Source organism: Cupriavidus sp. FW305-27 (assembly GCF_058787995.1).
The window spans coordinates 1-16,347 of record NZ_JBYTAG010000107.1; the positions used below are offsets into that span (position 1 = coordinate 1).

Annotated in this window: 16 protein-coding genes; 8 read left to right on the plus strand and 8 right to left on the minus strand. The window is 68.7% G+C overall.

Features of this window, described 5'->3' with window-relative positions:
* The 6 genes from AC3WRI_RS31625 to soxC all read right to left on the minus strand — a co-directional run.
* Positions 1-728 (minus strand): ABC transporter permease (locus tag AC3WRI_RS31625; RefSeq protein ID WP_492294847.1); only part of this gene is annotated, 728 nt, incomplete at its 3' end.
* A 16-nt stretch (positions 729-744) separates the two neighbouring features.
* Positions 745-1,581, minus strand: coding sequence for an ABC transporter ATP-binding protein (locus tag AC3WRI_RS31630; RefSeq protein WP_492294849.1), 837 nt, complete (start codon positions 1,579-1,581; stop codon positions 745-747).
* Between the two features lie 2 nt (positions 1,582-1,583).
* A complete protein-coding gene (locus AC3WRI_RS31635; protein ID WP_439672126.1) occupies positions 1,584-2,594 on the minus strand; it encodes an ABC transporter substrate-binding protein in 1,011 nt (336 codons plus the stop codon).
* An 80-nt stretch (positions 2,595-2,674) separates the two neighbouring features.
* Entirely contained in the window at positions 2,675-3,604 is a 930-nt protein-coding gene (locus AC3WRI_RS31640; RefSeq protein WP_492294850.1) for a TauD/TfdA dioxygenase family protein, read from the minus strand.
* Positions 3,605-3,755: 151 nt separating this feature from the next.
* The gene (locus AC3WRI_RS31645) at positions 3,756-4,343 is read right to left on the minus strand and encodes a c-type cytochrome (protein WP_439672128.1); all 588 of its coding nucleotides are present in this window, start codon (positions 4,341-4,343) and stop codon (positions 3,756-3,758) included.
* Complete coding sequence (gene soxC, locus AC3WRI_RS31650) at positions 4,330-5,571, minus strand: sulfite dehydrogenase (protein WP_011617724.1); 1,242 nt, start codon at positions 5,569-5,571, stop codon at positions 4,330-4,332. The genes AC3WRI_RS31645 and soxC overlap by 14 nt, the downstream gene beginning before the upstream one ends.
* 215 nt (positions 5,572-5,786) lie before the next feature.
* Between soxC and AC3WRI_RS31655 the strand changes: the two genes are divergently transcribed.
* From AC3WRI_RS31655 to AC3WRI_RS31685, 7 genes are all read left to right on the plus strand, one after another.
* Positions 5,787-6,917: an ABC transporter substrate-binding protein gene (locus AC3WRI_RS31655; RefSeq protein WP_492294859.1), complete on the plus strand. Its 1,131-nt coding sequence runs from the start codon at positions 5,787-5,789 to the stop codon at positions 6,915-6,917.
* Positions 6,918-6,921: 4 nt separating this feature from the next.
* Positions 6,922-7,758 carry an ABC transporter permease gene (locus AC3WRI_RS31660; protein ID WP_010810912.1) on the plus strand — a complete coding sequence of 279 codons (837 nt, stop codon included), beginning with the start codon at positions 6,922-6,924 and terminating at the stop codon, positions 7,756-7,758.
* Between the two features lie 12 nt (positions 7,759-7,770).
* Positions 7,771-8,568, plus strand: a complete 798-nt coding sequence (locus AC3WRI_RS31665) for an ABC transporter permease (protein WP_492294851.1) — start codon at positions 7,771-7,773, stop codon at positions 8,566-8,568.
* Positions 8,569-8,601: 33 nt separating this feature from the next.
* Positions 8,602-9,396 (plus strand): ABC transporter ATP-binding protein, encoded by a 795-nt coding sequence (locus tag AC3WRI_RS31670; RefSeq protein WP_492294853.1) that lies wholly within the window; start codon positions 8,602-8,604, stop codon positions 9,394-9,396.
* Between the two features lie 31 nt (positions 9,397-9,427).
* A complete protein-coding gene (locus tag AC3WRI_RS31675) occupies positions 9,428-10,390 on the plus strand; it encodes a TauD/TfdA dioxygenase family protein (protein WP_011617728.1) in 963 nt (320 codons plus the stop codon).
* A gap of 31 nt (positions 10,391-10,421) precedes the next feature.
* The gene (locus AC3WRI_RS31680; protein ID WP_492294855.1) at positions 10,422-11,795 is read left to right on the plus strand and encodes an LLM class flavin-dependent oxidoreductase; all 1,374 of its coding nucleotides are present in this window, start codon (positions 10,422-10,424) and stop codon (positions 11,793-11,795) included.
* Between the two features lie 230 nt (positions 11,796-12,025).
* Positions 12,026-13,300 (plus strand): O-acetylhomoserine aminocarboxypropyltransferase/cysteine synthase family protein, encoded by a 1,275-nt coding sequence (locus AC3WRI_RS31685; protein ID WP_010810907.1) that lies wholly within the window; start codon positions 12,026-12,028, stop codon positions 13,298-13,300.
* A 106-nt stretch (positions 13,301-13,406) separates the two neighbouring features.
* Here the strand turns inward: AC3WRI_RS31685 and AC3WRI_RS31690 are convergent, their stop codons facing one another.
* Complete coding sequence (locus AC3WRI_RS31690) at positions 13,407-14,366, minus strand: lysylphosphatidylglycerol synthase domain-containing protein (protein ID WP_010810906.1); 960 nt, start codon at positions 14,364-14,366, stop codon at positions 13,407-13,409.
* A 282-nt stretch (positions 14,367-14,648) separates the two neighbouring features.
* A complete protein-coding gene (locus AC3WRI_RS31695; RefSeq protein ID WP_037024789.1) occupies positions 14,649-15,005 on the minus strand; it encodes a hypothetical protein in 357 nt (118 codons plus the stop codon).
* 183 nt (positions 15,006-15,188) lie between these two features.
* Between AC3WRI_RS31695 and AC3WRI_RS31700 the strand changes: the two genes are divergently transcribed.
* Positions 15,189-16,010: a MetQ/NlpA family ABC transporter substrate-binding protein gene (locus tag AC3WRI_RS31700; protein ID WP_492294857.1), complete on the plus strand. Its 822-nt coding sequence runs from the start codon at positions 15,189-15,191 to the stop codon at positions 16,008-16,010.
* The last annotated feature ends 337 nt before the right edge of the window (positions 16,011-16,347 follow it).

Here is a 16,347-nt window from a genome sequence, read left to right on the forward strand (position 1 = left end):
AGCCCGCCCTGCCCCGACGACGCGCCGAACACCAGCTCGGCCGCGATCAGCGTGCGCCACGCAAAGGCCCAGCCGATCTTCAGGCCCGACAGGATCGCCGGCAGCGCCGCCGGCACCAGCACCAGCGCGACATAGCGCAGCCCGCGCAGGCCGTAGTTGCGGCCCGCCATGCGCAGCGTCGGCGGCACCGCCCGGAAGCCCGCGTACATGTTCAGCGCCAGCGGCCACAGCACCGAATGGACCAGCACTAAGACCAGGCTTTTGGTGCCCAGCCCGAACCACAGCAGCGCCAGCGGCAACAGCGCGATCGCCGGCAGCGGGTTGAACATGGCGGTGAGCGTGTCCAGCACATCGCGCCCGAAGCGCGTGGACACCGCCAGCGAGGTCAGCACGAATGCCAGCACGATGCCGGCCGCATAGCCGCGCAGCAGCACCGACAGCGAAATCGCCGCCTTGCCCGGCAGCTCGCCGCTGGCCACCGCGTCGCCGAAGGCGCGCATCGTGGCCAGGCATGACGGCAGCAGCAGGTCGTTGTCCTGTACGCGCGCCACCAGCTCCCAGATCAGCCCCAGCGCCAGCAGGATCACCGCCTTGCGCAGCCAGCCGTGTTGCCACAGGCGCTGGTGCCACGGCAGCGCGCGCGCAAGCGGGGCTTCGGTGAAGGGTTCAGGCTCGCGTTCGTATTCGGGCCGAAGCGTGTCGGCCAGTGTCAGTGTCGGTTGCGTCATGATGCGATGTCCCGGTTCAGCGGCCCGCCGCGCTGCGCGCACGCGGCGCGGCCTCGGCGGCGGGCTCGTCGAACAGCAAGGTATGGATGCGTTGCGCGGCGGCCTGGAATTCGGCGCCGCCCTGGCTGGCCAGGCTGAACTGGTGGCTGTTGAGTTCCGCGCGCACGCGGCCCGGGTGCGGCGACAGCAGCAGGATGCGGCTGCCCACCACCAGCGCCTCTTCGATCGAATGCGTGACAAACAGCAGCGTGAAGCCCGCGTCGTCCCACAGCGCCAGCAGCTCTTCCTGCATGCGCCGGCGCGTGAGCGCGTCCAGCGCGGCAAAGGGCTCGTCCATCAGCAGCACCTTGGGGCGCATCGCCAGCGCGCGCGCGATCGCCACGCGCTGCTTCATGCCGCCCGACAGCGTATGCGGATAGGCATCGGCAAAACCGGCCAGCCCGACCTTGTGCAGGCTGTCCAGCGCCAGCTCGCGCGCCTCCGCCCGCGACAGCTTGCGCGCCTGCCGCAGCGGGAACATCACGTTCTGCGCCACCGTCTGCCACGGCGGCAGCTGGTCGAACTCCTGGAACACCACGATGCGGTCCGGGCCGGGCTGCAGCACACGCCGGCCTTCAAGCCGGATCTCGCCCTCGCTGGGCGGAACGAACCCGGCAACCGCCTTCAGCAGCGTGGACTTGCCGCAGCCGGACGGGCCCAGCAGCACGAAGCGGTCGCCGGCATGCACGTCGAAGCTGACACGATGGGTGGCGCGCACGATGCGCTCGGGCGTCCGGTATTCCAGCGACACGCCATCGACCTGCAGCAACGGCGTGGCGCGCTCCGACACCACGCGCAGGTTATGGGTGGCCATGCTCAGCTCCCCTGCGCGGTGACCGGGTCCTGGAAGAAGTAGTCCTGCCAGGACTTGGGCTGGTTGCGGATCGCGCCAACGCGGTGCATGAAAGCGGCCAGCGCAAAGGTGTTCTGCGGCGCCACGCGGAACTGCACCTGCGGATTCTTCAGCACGCGCAGCAGCAGCGCGCGGTCGGTCCTGGCCTTGCTCTGCCGCAGGTAGATGTCGGCGGCCGCTTCCGGATTGGCGGTGGCAAAGGCCGCGGCCTCGGCCAGCGCATCGACGAAGGCGCGATAGGTCTTGGGGTTGTCGCTGCGGAACTTCTCGGTCGCGTACAGCACCGTGGAAGAACTCGGACCGCCCAGCACGTCATACGAATTCAGCACGATACGCGCGTTGGGGTTGCCCGCCAGTTCCTGCTCCTGGAACGGCGGATTGCCGAAGTGGCCGGTGATCTCGGTGCCGCCGGAAATGATCGCCGCGGCGGCATCCGGGTGCGGCACCGCCACGGTCCACTTGTCGAGGCGGTTGTATTCCTTGTCGCCCCATTGCCTGGCCGCAGCCAGTTGCAGCACGCGCGACTGCACCGAAACGCCCACCGCCGGCAGCGCGATGCGGTCCTTCTCGGTGAAGTCGGCAATCGACTTCACCTTGGGGTTGTTGCTGACCAGGTAGTACGGGAAGTTGCCCAGCGATGCCACGCCGCGCACGTTCTGCTTGCCGTGGGTGCGGTCCCACAGCGTCAGCAGCGGGCCCACGCCGGCGCCGGCGATATCGATGGCACCGGACAGCAGCGCGTCATTGACCGCGGCGCCGCCCGACAGTTGCGTCCATTCGACCTTGATGTCGACACCCTGCTGCTTGCCGTGCTTTTCAATCAGCTGCTGGTCGCGCGCCACGTTGAGCAGCAGGTAGACCACGCCAAACTGCTCGGCGATGCGCAGCTTGCCTTCGGCGTGCGCGTTGCCGGTGATGGCCAGGCCGGCGCTCAGCGCCAGCAGGCCGAGCTTGCGGGAAAAACGAGAAAACATGACAGAACTCCGGGGAATACAGTGGATTGGCGCTCGCCGCTGCGAGCGCCCTGGGATGACTTGCGACACCGTTGCCGCCTTCAGCGCGGCACGTCGCCTTCGATGGTGGTGCGGTACATCACGCGCCGCTGTTCCGGCGGACAGCCCGCGGCAAGATGCAGCAGCGAGCGGTTGTCCCAGAACACCAGGTCATGTGGCTGCCACTGGTGGCGGTAGATGTGGGCGGGCTTGACGCTGTGCGCGAACAACTGGTCCAGCAGGTCGCGGCTTTCCTGCTCGGGCAGGCCGACGATGCGGGTGGTGAAGTGTTCGCTGACAAAGAGCGCCTTGCGCCCTGTCTCCGGATGGGTGCGCACCACCGGCTGCAGCACCGGCCTGACCTGCGCGATCTGCTCCGGCGTCAGGTCGGGCCGCCACGGGCTGCGCTGCTGCAGCTCGGCATAGCGCGCCAGGTAGGTGTGCTCGGCGTGCAGGCCATCGACGGCGCGTTGCAGCGCCGACGGCAGCGTGTCCCAGGCCAGATGCATGTTGGCGAACAGCGTGTCGCCGCCTTCGGCGGGCAGCTCGCGCGCATGCAGCAGCGAACCGAGGCTGGGCTTTTCCTTGTACGACAGGTCCGAATGCCAGAAGTGGCCGGCATCGCCGAGCCCGATCGGCTTGCCGTTCTCGACCACGTTGGACACCACCAGCACTTCCGCATGGCCCGGCAGCTGGAACTGGTGCAGCACGTGGATCTGCAACGGCCCGAAGCGGCGGCTGAAATCGATCTGCTGCGCGGGCGTGATCTGCTGGTCGCGGAACACCACCACGTGGTAGTCGAGGTGGGCGCGATGGATGCGGACAACATCCGCGTCGGACAGCGGCTGCGACAAGTCGAGCCCGACCACTTCCGCGCCCAGCGGCGCGTCCAGCGGACGGATCTCGAAGTTGCCCGCGTCTGCTGACAATGCGGTGGAAAGCGGCGCGCTCTGCTGGCGCGAAACACTGGCGTGGGCGGTTGCGGTCGTCATGGCAAGCTCTGGCACGGGGGAAACCGATGCGGCATCCGGGATGCCGCGTACAAGCTTGCACTGTAGAGAGCCGGCCATTGCACCGTCAACGAATCATATTGCTGGCCCTTATCCGCTTATCGCATATCCATGTCTCGACATTTGCCAGCCATCAGGGCTTGCCGGGGCAAGCGCTGCGGCACGGCACGTTGGCCGTATCCGGGCGCGCGTCGGCGACAAAGCCATCGCGGTTCGGCATCTTCACCTGCGGCAGCGTGCGCGCGTCCAGCACCGCATCCGCGGGCAGGATGCCGTTCTTGTGCAGCAGCCACGCGGTGACGGCATAGACCTCGTCCGGTGCCAGGCTCTGCGGCGCGTTGTAGGGCATGGCACGGTTGATGAAGTCGAATACCGTGGTCGCATAAGGCCAGAAGCTGCCGATGGTCTTGACCGGGTCCTTGCCCCTGGCGGCGTCCTTCAGCGTGCCCTGCCCGCCCACCAGCGCATCGGCCGGCTTGCCTTCGCCATTGACGCCGTGACATGCGGCACAGTGCTGCGCATAGACCTGCTGGCCCCGCGCGACCGTGCCGCTGCCCGGCGGCAGGCCCGTGCCGTCCGGGGTCACGTCGATATTCCACGCGGCAAGGTCGCGCTCGCTGGCGGGGTGGCCTATGCCGTAGGTCTGCGCAAGGACCGTTTGGGCCGCGCAAGCCAGCGCCAGCGCGGCGGCGGCACCACTGATTCGTTCAAGCGCGCGCATTGGCAATACTCCCGTCCGCGGCCACACGCCAGCGCTGGATCGCGTTGTAGTGATAGGTGGAAGCCACGCCGCGCGCGGCCACCAGCTGGTCCGGCGTGGGCTGGACGTTGCCGGCTTCGTCGATAGCGCGGCTCTCCAGCGAAGCTGGCCCGCCATCCCAGCGCCACGGCAGGCGGAAGCGCACCAGCGCGCGGTCCAGCACCGGCTCCTGCAACTGCGCCTCGCGCCAGCTGCGGCCACCGTCGACCGACACCTCGACGCGGCGGATGCGCCCGTGGCCCGACCACGCCAGGCCCGAGATCTCATAGAACCCGCGCTCACGCAGTCTGTGATCCGGCGCGGGGAAGGTGATCACGGACTTCACGTCCATCAGGAAGGTGAACTGCCGCGCGCTGCCGTCGGGCAAGGAGTCCGTGTACTTCGACGTCTCTTCGCGCGACATGAACGGCGCGCGCCCCAGCTTCAGGCGCCGCAGCCACTTGATGGACATGTTGCCCTCATAGCCCGGCAGGAACAGCCGCAGCGGATAGCCATGCTCGGGCCGCAGCATCTCGCCGTTCTGCGCATAGACCAGCATTGCATCTTCCAGCGCCTTGGCCAGCGGCACGCTGCGCGTCATGGCTGCGCCATCGGCGCCTTCGGCCAGCACCCAGGCCGCATCCGGCGCCACGCCGACTTCATCGAGCACCACGGACAACGGCACGCCGGTCCACTCACAGCAAGACAGCAGGCCGTGGCTGATCTGCACGGACTTGGCGCCGGGCGCCTTCCACTCGCGTCCGGTGTTGCCCGAGCACTCCAGGAAATGGATGCGCGATACCGACGGCAGGCGCACCAGGTCGTCCATGGTGAAGATGCGCGGGCGCGCCACCAGCCCGTGCACCGCCAGCCGGTGCTGCGCCGGGTCGATCAGCGGGATGCCGGCGTGATGGCGCTCGAACACCAGCCCGGTCGGCGTGATGATGCCGCGCAGGTCCTGCAGCGGCGTCATCGACGAGTTGGCGCCGGGAAGCGGCGCCGCGCTGCGGCTGCGCCGCACCACGTCTTTCTCGAACGGGGACGGCTGGCCGTAGGCATGCCACAGCACGGGCTCGCCCGGCGTGCGCGTCCACGGCGCAACCGTCAGGGGCTCAGCGCGCGCCGCAGTGGCGGCGCCGGCCGCGGCGGCGCCCAGCACCGCCCCGCGCTGCAGGAAGCGCCGGCGGCCGGAAGTCAGGTCATTGCTCATCGTGAGGGCGTGGTCAGTCTGGTAGCGATCAAAATGCGCAGACTGTAGGACAGCACCGGCACTCGGCCAACGAAGAAGAATGCATGCCGATATGCCAACGCCGCGCTGCGCGCCATATGCGCGGGGCCGATAACCAAAGCCGGAATCATTCGTTCAGGTCCGCGCGCAGCGCCGCTTATCGTGGAGCCGTCCTCCACTTCAAGAAGGTCTGCATGATGATGACCCCGCGCCCCGATGCCACCGCTGCACCCACGCTGACCCGCCGCGAGCTGCTGCGCTGCGCGGCCTGGTCCGGGCTGGGCATGGCCGCGTCGCTGTCGCCGCTGTCCGCGTTCAGCGCCAGCCCGGCCGCGCGGCCCGACGTGATCCGCGTCGGCGTGGCCCAGCCCGCCACCGGCACCCCGCCCGGCTTTGCCGGCAGTTCGCTGGCGATTGCCCATGCGCGCGGCTGGCTCGAGGAATCGTTCAAGCCGACCGGCACGCGCGTGGAGTGGTTCTTCTTCAAGGGCGCCGGCCCCGCCGTCAACGAGGCGCTGGCCAACCGCCAGCTCGACTTCGCGCTGCAGGGCGACCTGCCGTCCATCGTGGCGCGCTCCGCGGGCCTGAAGACGCGGCTGGTGCTGGCCACTGGAGTGCGCGCCAACATCTACGTGGGGGTGCCGCCCGATTCGCCGCTGAAGACGGTCAGCGACCTGCGCGGCAAGCGCGTGTCGCTGTTCAAGGGCACCAACATGCATCTGCCGGCGCTGCGCCTGCTGAACGCGAACGGGCTGTCGGACAAGGACCTGCGCCTGCTCAACCTGGACACGGCCGGCTACCTGGCGGCGCTGTCCACGCGCGACATCGACGCCGCCATCGGCGCCATGGACATCCTGCGCCTGCGCGACAAGGGCGCGGTGCGCATCCTGTACTCCAGCAAGAACCAGTCGCCGATCTACACACGGCAAAGCCACGTGCTGGTGAGCGACGATTTCGCCGGGCGCTATCCGGAAGCCACGCAGCACCTGGTGAGGGCCGCGGTCGAGGCGGCGCGGTGGGCCTCGGACGAGAGCCATCGCGAGGAGGTGCTGCGCACCTGGGCGCGCGCGGGTACGCCTTATGACCACTGGAAGGAGGACTTCGACGGCGAGCCGCTGCGGGTGCGGCTGAACCCGAATTTCGATCCCTTCCTGGTCAGCCGCTACAAGGATGCGGTCGAGCAGGCCTATCGCTTCAAGCTGAGCCGTACGCGCTTTGACGTGGACCAGTGGATCGACCAGCGCTTCCTGAAGGCCGCACTCAACGACCTGAGCCTGCAGAGCTACTGGCCCGTCTACCAGCCCAACGGCAAGATCCTGGGAGCCTGACACCATGTCCGTCGCCGAATCGCTTTCACTGCCCGCCGCAGCAGCACCGCGCGCGCCTTCCTCACGCAAGCCACTGCGCTGGCAGGATGCCACACGCTGGCTGCTGGCCTGGCCGGTGCCGCTGGCGCTGCTGCTGGTCTGGTACGTGGCCGCCCGCAATGCCTGGATTCCGCCGCAGGTGCTGCCCGCACCCGAAGACGTCGCACGCACGCTGGCCGACCTCTGGCAAAGCGGGGAACTGCAGGCCAACCTGGCCATCAGCGCGCTGCGCGTGGCCGGCGGCTTCGCCGTGGGGCTGGCCGGCGGCCTGGCGCTGGGCGCGGCCATGGGCCTGTCGCCGACGTTGCGCGACTACGTCTACCCGACCTTCAAGGCGTTCAGCCAGGTGCCGGTGCTGGGCTGGCTGCCGCTGCTGATGCTGCTGGTCGGCATCGATGAAGCGCTCAAGGTGATCCTGATCGCCAAGGCCGCCTTCGTGCCGGTGGCGCTGAACACGTACAAGGGCATCGGCAGCGTGCCGACCCGCTACCTGGAAGTGGCGCGGGTGCTGCAGCTCACGCGCTGGCAGACGCTGTCGCGCGTGGTGCTGCCCGCCGCGGCCGCGCCGGTGTGGAACGGCGTGCGCTACGGCCTCACGCACGCGTGGCTGGCGCTGGTGGTGGTGGAGCTGCTGGCCTCGTCCGAGGGGCTGGGCTACATGATCGTCTACGGGCGCCAGCTGTTCCAGCTCGACATGGTGCTGGCCGCCGTGGTGGTGGTGGGCGTGGTGGGCTTTGCGCTGGACAAGACGCTGGCGCTGGCCGAAGGCGCGGTGCTGCGCTGGCGCAAGCCGGGCTTCTGAGGCGAGGCCGCGATGACCACGTCCGCTATCCGCCCCCGTATTCGCCTGCCCCGCGCCTTGCGCGGCTGGGTGCTGCCGCTCGCGCTGCTCGCGCTGTGGTGGGCCGCCGTGCGCTTTGGCTGGACCACTTCGCCGCTGCTGGTGCCGGTATCCAGCGTCTGGGACACCGCGGTGCGCCAGCTGCAGAGCGGCGCGCTGGCCACGGCATTGGCCGCCAGCCTGTGGCGCGACCTGGCCGGCTTTGCCATCGGCGCCAGCGCCGGGCTGGTGTTCGGCACGGCGCTGGGCCTGTCGCGCCTGTTCGAACGCATGGTCGGTCCGAGCTTTCACACGGTCAAGCAGATCTCGCTGTTTGCATGGATCCCGCTGATCTCGGTCTGGTTCGGGCTGGGCGATGCCGCCAAGGTGGTGTTCCTGTCGCTGGCCGCATTCTTCCCGGTGGTGCTGAACACCTTCGAAGGCATCCGCGCCGTGCCGGCGGACCTGCTCGAGGTTGCGCGCGTCCTGCGATTCAACCGCACCCAGGTGCTGTGGCGCGTGGTGCTGCCGTCGGCGGCGCCGTCGATCTTCGCCGGCATCCACCTGGGGCTGATCTATGCGTGGCTGGCCACGCTCGGCGCCGAGTACCTGCTGGTATCCGGCAAGGGCATCGGCAACACCATGACCGACGGCCGCGAGAACTTCTGGATGGACCTGGTGATCTTCGGCGTGATCGTGGTCGGCCTGGTCGGCTTCACGCTGAACTGGATTGCCAGCCGCATCGAATCGCGCCTGCTCGCCTGGCGCGGGCGCTCGGTGGCAGCGGGCTGAGCCACGCTGCACCATATTGAACGGAGACCGCAAATGCCACATGCCGGCACGCTAAGCATCGCGCACCTGCACAAGCAGTACGAAGTCGAGGGCCGGGCGCTGCCCGTGCTCGAGGACATCACCCTGACCATCGCCCCGGGAGAGTTCGTCAGCATCGTCGGCGCCAGCGGCTGCGGCAAGTCCACCCTGCTGCGGCTGGTGGTGGGCCTGGAAGAGGACTACCGCGGCAAGATCCTGCTGGACGGCAAGCGCGTATCGGGCACCAGCCTGCAGCGCGGCATCGTGTTCCAGGAGCATCGCCTGTTCCCATGGCTGTCGGTGGAACAGAACATCCGGCTGGCGCTGCTCAACACGCCGGGCAGCGACGCGGAAAAAGACCGCAACGTTGCCGAGCATATCGCGCTGGTTGGCCTGCGCGGCTTCGAGCAGGCCTATCCGCACCAGCTCTCTGGCGGCATGTCGCAGCGCGTGGCGATTGCGCGGGCACTGGTGACGCGCCCCGAGATCCTGCTGCTCGACGAGCCCTTCGGCGCGCTCGACGCGATGACGCGGGCCTACCTGCAGCAGGAACTGCAGCGCATCTGGCAGGCCGAGGGCATCACCATGATCCTGGTCACCCACGACGTCGAGGAAGCCGTCTTCCTGGGCGACCGCGTGGTGGTGATGGAACCCCGGCCCGGCCGCATCCGCCGCATCCTGCCGGTGGACCTGCCGCATCCGCGCGAACGCGCCGGACTTCCCTTCGCGCGCGTGCGCGATGCCGTGCTGCGCGAATTCGCCGGGCCGGAGCCTGTCGTGCAGCGGACCCCCGAACCTGAACTCGCCTGACCCAACCCTCTTACATCCCCGGAGCTTCGCGATGACCCAAGCCAACGCCACGCAAGACCAGACCGTCCAGCTCGACATCCACCCGGTCGCCGGCCGCATCGGCGCCGAGATCCGCGGCGTCGCGCTGCACGGCGACCTGCCGCCCGCCACCTTCGCCGCCATCCGCGCAGCCTTGCTCAGGCACAAGGTGCTGTTCTTCCGCGACCAGGTCCATCTGGACGATGCCGCGCAGCAGGGCTTTGCGCGCCTGTTCGGCGACACCGTGCCGCACCCGACCGTGCCCTCGCGCGACGGCACGCAACTGCTTGAGCTCGACTCGCAGCACGGCGGCCGCGCCAATTCCTGGCATACCGACGTGACCTTCGACCTGGCCTACCCCGCGGTCTCGGTGCTGCGCGCCGTGACCGTTCCCGCCGCCGGCGGCGACACGGTGTGGGCCAACACCGCTGCCGCGTACCAGGACCTGCCCGAGCCGCTGCGCGAACTGGCCGACAAGCTGTGGGCACTGCACACCAACGACTACGACTACGCGGCCACGCGCGTCAATCCGAGCGACGAAGGGTTGAAGCGCTACCGCGAGCTATTTACCTCGGCGCTCTACGAGACCGAGCACCCGGTGGTGCGCGTGCATCCGGAAACCGGTGAACGCACGCTGGTGCTGGGCCACTTCGTCAAGAAGCTGCTGGACTACTCGTCGGCCGATTCGGCGCACCTGATTGCCGTGCTGCAGGGCCATGTGCACCGGCTGGAGAACACCGTGCGCTGGCGCTGGCGCGCGGGCGACGTCGCCATCTGGGACAACCGCGCGACCCAGCACTACGCCATCAACGACTATGGCGACGCGCACCGCGTGGTACGCCGGGCCACCGTGGCCGGCGACATCCCGGTCGGCGTGGATGGCCGCCGCAGCAAGGCGGTGAAGGCGGGCGTGCGCAACGAAGGCGCGGCGCCGGCCAACCAGTCCGCCGGTGCCGCGCAACGGCAAGCGGCCTGATTTGGCCAGTTGCTTCCGGGGAGCACGATCCATGTCACAGCAAAAGCCAGCGCGCCAGCTGCATCTGGGCGCCTTTCTCCAGGCCACCGGGCACCATGTCGCCGGGTGGCGCCATCCGGGCGCGCAGGCCGATGCCGGGCGCAACCTGGCGCACTACATCGCGCTGGCGCAGCGCGCCGAGGCCGCGGGGTTCGATGCGCTGTTCCTGGCGGACGGCGTTGCCATCCGCGGCATGGATGATGCCACCCTGCCGCGCACCGCGCGCGCCGCCACCTTCGAGCCGCTGACACTGCTGTCGGCACTGGCGGCAGTGACGCAGCGCATCGGCCTGGTGGCGACCGTCTCCACCACCTACAACGAGCCCTTTCATGTGGCGCGAAAGTTCGCCTCGCTCGACCACCTCAGCGGCGGCCGCGCGGGCTGGAACGTGGTGACGTCGTGGTCGGATGCCGAAGCGCGCAACTTCAGCCTCGAACGTCATCCCGCGCACGCGGATCGCTACGCCCGCGCCGAAGAGTTTGTCGACGTGGTCACCGGGCTGTGGGACACCTGGGAGGACGATGCCTTCCTGTATGACAAGGACAGCGGCCGGCATTTCGATGCGGACAAGCTGCACACGCTCGACCATCGCGGCGCGCACTTCCAGGTGCGCGGACCGCTCAACGTCGCGCGCCCGCCGCAGGGCCATCCGGTGATCGTGCAGGCTGGCTCGTCGGAGGCCGGGCAGGAACTGGCGGCCCGCACCGCCGAGGTCATCTTCACCGCGCAGCAGTCGCTGGCCGATGCGCAGGCCTTCTATCGTGGCCTGAAAGCGCGGCTCGCGCGCTATGGCCGCACGTTTGATCAACTCAAGATCCTGCCTGGCGTGTTCCCGGTGGTGGGCCGCAGCGAGGCCGAGGCGCAGGAGAAGTTCGAAGCGCTGCAAAGCCTGATCCATCCATCGGTGGGGCTGGCCCTGCTGTCGCAGCACCTGGGCGGAATCGACCTGAGCGGCTATCCGCTGGACGGCCCGCTGCCCGACAACCTGGCCGAACCGAACGGCGCCAAGAGCCGCTTCCAGCTGGTTACCGGCCTGGCCCGTCGCGACGGGCTCACCATCCGCCAGCTGTGCCTGCGCGTGGCCACCGCGCGCGGCCATTGGTCGATCCACGGCACGCCGCAGTCCATCGCCGACCAGCTGCAGGCGTGGTTCGAGGGTGAGGCCGCCGACGGCTTCAACGTGATGCCGCCCTGGCTGCCGGGCGGGCTCGATGACTTCATCGAACTCGTGCTGCCGGAACTGCGCCGGCGCGGGCTCTTTCGCGAGCGCTATACGGGCACCACGCTGCGCGAGCACCTGGGGCTGCGCCGGCCCGAGAACCTGCGCTGGCGGCAGGTCGAACCGCCGCTCGCGGTCGGGGCATGACCGCTGCGCTGCGGCGCCGCGCATATCCAAATGCAATAAGCTTCCTTGCCTCGCGCGAGCGCCGTCGGCAACCATAGCGGCCACGCCGCAGGGGCGTGCGCGGGCCGGCTGGTACCATCGCACGGCCTGGTGCGCCCGCGCGGCGCACCGCTCGGCATGCCCGGCGCCATGGCAGGCACTGCCCCGTCGCGCCGGTCCGGCACCCAACAGCGAGACGAAGAGAGAAGAAGATGAGACTCGAAACCCTGGCCGTCCATGGCGGCTATTCGCCCGATCCCACCACGCGCGCGGTGGCCGTGCCCATCTACCAGACGGTGGCCTACGCCTTCGACAGCGCCCAGCACGGCGCCGACCTGTTCGACCTGAAGGTGGCCGGCAATATCTACAGCCGCATCATGAACCCGACCAACGACGTGCTCGAGCAGCGCCTGGCCGCGCTCGAGGGCGGCGTGGGCGCGCTCGCGCTGGCGTCCGGCATGGCGGCAATCACGTATGCGATCCAGACCATTGCCGAGGCCGGCGACAACATCGTCTCGTCGAGCCAGCTCTATGGCGGCACCTACAACCTGCTGGCGCACACGCTGCCGCAGTCCGGCATCGAGACCCGCTTTGCCGATGGCCGCAACCCGGCCAGCTTCGGCGACCTGATCGACGCGCGCACCAAGGCGATCTTCGTGGAGTCGGTGGGCAACCCGCTCGGCAACGTGGTCGATATCGAAGCCATCGCGCGCGTGGCGCACAACCACGGCGTGCCGCTGATCGTCGACAACACGGTGCCGTCGCCCTACCTGTGCCGTCCGTTCGAGCATGGCGCGGATATCGTGGTGCATTCGCTGACCAAGTACCTGGGCGGCCACGGCAACAGCGTCGGCGGCGCCATCATCGACAGCGGCAAGTTCCCCTGGGCCCAGCACAAGGAACGCTTCAAGCGCCTGAACGAGCCCGACGTCTCCTATCACGGCGTGGTCTACACCGAGGCGCTGGGCCCGGCCGCCTATATCGGCCGCGCGCGCGTGGTGCCGCTGCGCAATACCGGCGCGGCGCTGTCGCCGTTCAATGCCTTCCTGATCCTGCAAGGCATCGAAACCCTGGCGCTGCGGCTGGACCGCATCACCGAGAACGCGCTGGCGATTGCCCGCCACCTGCAGCAGCATGCCAAGGTGGACTGGGTCAACTTTGCCGGCCTGCCCGACCATGCCGACCACGCGCTGGTGCAGAAGTACCTGGGTGGGCGCGGTCCCGGCATTCTGTCGTTCGGCCTGAAGCAAGGCGGCCGTGAAGGCGGCGCGCGCTTCCTGGACGCGCTGCAGCTGTTCACGCGGCTGGTCAACATCGGCGATGCCAAGTCGCTGGCCACGCATCCGGCGTCGACCACGCATCGGCAACTCAATGCGGAGGAACTGAAGGCAGCGGGCGTCAGTGAGGACATGGTGCGGCTGTCGGTCGGCATCGAGCATATCGATGACCTGATCGAGGACCTGGATCGCGCGCTGGCGGCGGCCTGACCGCAGGCTACCGACGTCAGAGCGACCCCCTGCCCCTCTCCCGCTCGCGGGAGAGGGGCCGGGGGGCAGGGGGTGAGGGCAGGCGGTCGCATACCGCCAGCACAACCTACCCCCCACCACGCTTGCCGTGCGCCTCCAGCACAAAGTAGCCGATCGCCCCGATCATCAGCGGAATCAGGTAATACATCGCGCGATACGCAATCAGCGCCGCCAGCAGCAGCCCGTGCGGCACCTGGCCGCCCAGCATCGTCAGGAACACGGTCTCGATCACGCCGAGGCCCCCGGGGATCCGCACCACCACGCCCGCCAGCCCCGACGCGAGCAATACCCCAAGCACCGTGAAGTACCCCGCATGCGTATGCAGCAGCGAAAACAGGATCGCCGCCATCGCCATCCAGTGCGCCGCCGACAAGAGGATTTGCAGCGCCGCGAAGCCGACCGACGGAACGTAGATATCGTGGTCGCGCACGGTCCGGTGCCGGCCGTGCCAGGTGGCACAGGCAGCCAGGTAGGCAGCCGGCACCGCCAGCATCAGCGCGCCCAGCACCCGTGTCAGCGCGGCGGGAACGCCCCACTCGGGCGGCAGCACCACCAGCTGCGCCACCAGGATGCCCCCCGCCAGCAAGGCATAGCCGAGCCAGTTGCTGCTCACCACCACCACGAACAGGCTCCAGATCTGCGGCAGGGTCAGCCCGGCGCGCGTGTACAGGCGATAGCGCACGCCCGCGCCGCCCAGCGTGGCCCCGAGGTTGAGGCTGAGCGTGTAGCTGACATAAGAGATCGCCATCACCCGCCGCGCCGGCAACGGGTGTCCGGCATAGTGGCAGCCGAGGCGGTCGAACTGGCTGTACAACAAGCCGCTCAGCGCAACGAAGGCCGCCGCCGGCGCCAGCGTGCGGGCGTTGAAGCCGCGCAGCGCGGCCAGCACCGCGTCCCAGTCGATGGTGCCCAGCTTGCGCGCGATCAGCGCCAGCACCGCGGCAATGAACAGGATGCCGATGGCACGGCGCCACGCGGGCCAGTGCGCGTGCTGGCGGATGGCCGAGAAGGTCGTCGCGCCCATCATTGCGCGCCTCCCCTCGTCGCCGCGCACCGCAAAACCGGCGTCAGGAATGTGCAGGAATGCAAGCCTGCGCGCGCCAGCCCGGCATGCAATTTCTGGCCTGCCTCGGCTTCAAACAGGATAAAAGTTTCCGGCAGTGCGCTTTCGCGCGCGCACGGGATGGCGCCGGCCCCGCACGACAGGCGCCGCTCTGCGCCGTGCCCTGGCCGGCGGAAACGATTGGAGGCGGACTGCATCGGTGTCATGACCTGAGAAAGCCGCAAACACCGTGCCAGCACGGGCACGTCAACCACGGCCACGGCTGCGCCGCCAGCGCGCCAGGGCTGCGGCCGCCAGCGCACCAGCGGCAAGCCCGGCAATGAACACCGCGGCAGTGGTCCCCTCCCAGCCCGCCGCGGCCGCAACCTCTGCACGGCCCCGCGCAAGGGGCGCGAGCGACTGCCAGTCGGCAGCCGTGAACTGCGTCATCGCCTGCGCCCCGTCCAGGCCATACACGCAGATCTCCCCGCCCGGCAGCTTGCAGAAGCGCTCGCGCGGGCAGGCCTTGAGGATGGCCTGCGGGGCGCCCTCGCCGCAGCTGGCCCCGGCGCTGCGCAAGACCTGGATCGTGACTTCGGGATGCCGGGTAAGTTGTTCGGGCATGGCGGCCTCCATACGGGTGACGCTGTCCTTCAGCGTAGTGCAGCCAGGCGCCGGCGCCCTTATTCACCAGCGGCATATGACCATGCGTAATAACTCGTTCGCCTATTGCCTGCCTTTCCATACAATGAGGCGACGCCGCGGCGGGACGCTGCCGGCCTCCAACAACATAACGGGGAGCATCAGATGCAATACGGGAAATTCGGCTTCGTCGCACGGCTGGCGGCAGCGGTGCTGGCACTGGGCGTGATGCAGGGTGCGGGCGCGGCCGATCCGAACAAGAAGGAAATCCGCTTCGGCGCCACCGCCGGCCCCTACGCCGACCAGATCCGCTATGGCGTGAAGCCGGTGCTGGAAAAGCGCGGCTACAAGGTCACCATCATTGAGTTCAGCGACTACGTGCAGCCCAACCTGGCGCTGGCCGACGGCGCCATCGACGCCAATGCGTTCCAGCACGTGGCCTACCTGAAGAAGTTCTCGGCCGACCGCAAGCTGGCGCTGACCGACGTGATCCAGGTGCCGACCGCGCCGATCGGCATCTACAGCCGCAAGCACAAGGGCCTGGCCGAGGTGAAGCCCGGCAATACCGTGTCGCTGCCGAACGATCCCACCAACCTGGCGCGCGCCATCGCCATCCTGCAGCAGATCGGCTGGGTCACGCTCAAGCCGGGCACCGACCCGATCCGCGCCAGCGAGCGCGACATCGACGCCAACCCGCACAAGCTCAAGCTGATCCAGCTGGAAGCCGCCCAGCTGCCGCGCTCGCTCGACGACGTGGACTATGCCTTCGTCAACGGCAACTATGCGCTGGCCTCCGGCCTGAAGCTGACCTCGGCGCTGGCGCTGGAGAAGATTCCCGACTATTACATGAACCTGGTCGCGGTGAAGACGGCGGACCTGAACAAGCCCTTCGTCAAGGACATCCGAGAGGCCTACGAGTCGGCGGAGTTCAAGGCCGTGACGCAGCAGCGCTTTGCGGGCTTCGTGCAGCCGCCGTACCAGCGCTGAGCCACCGCGCTCTCGCCAGCAAGAAAGCGCCGCCAGGCGCTTTCTTGCATTTGGGACAGCTGTCGCGCGCATTGTGCGCAGCAAGACAATTTTGCGCCGCGCGCGCCGCGCAAATGCCCTACACTCAAGCTCAAGTCCCCCGCGCCCAAAAAGCACGGCAGGGATCACAACGCGATCATTGCTGCGGATAGCTGCGAAGATCCTCGCGGCCGTCCCAGCGGATCCTGTCGAGACAACCGCATCGAGAGACCTGCCATGTCCACGGTTGCGCGCTTTGAGATCGGCTACACCCGCTACCTTGCCCCGCCGGGCGACACCTCCTCCCCCACTTCTCCTC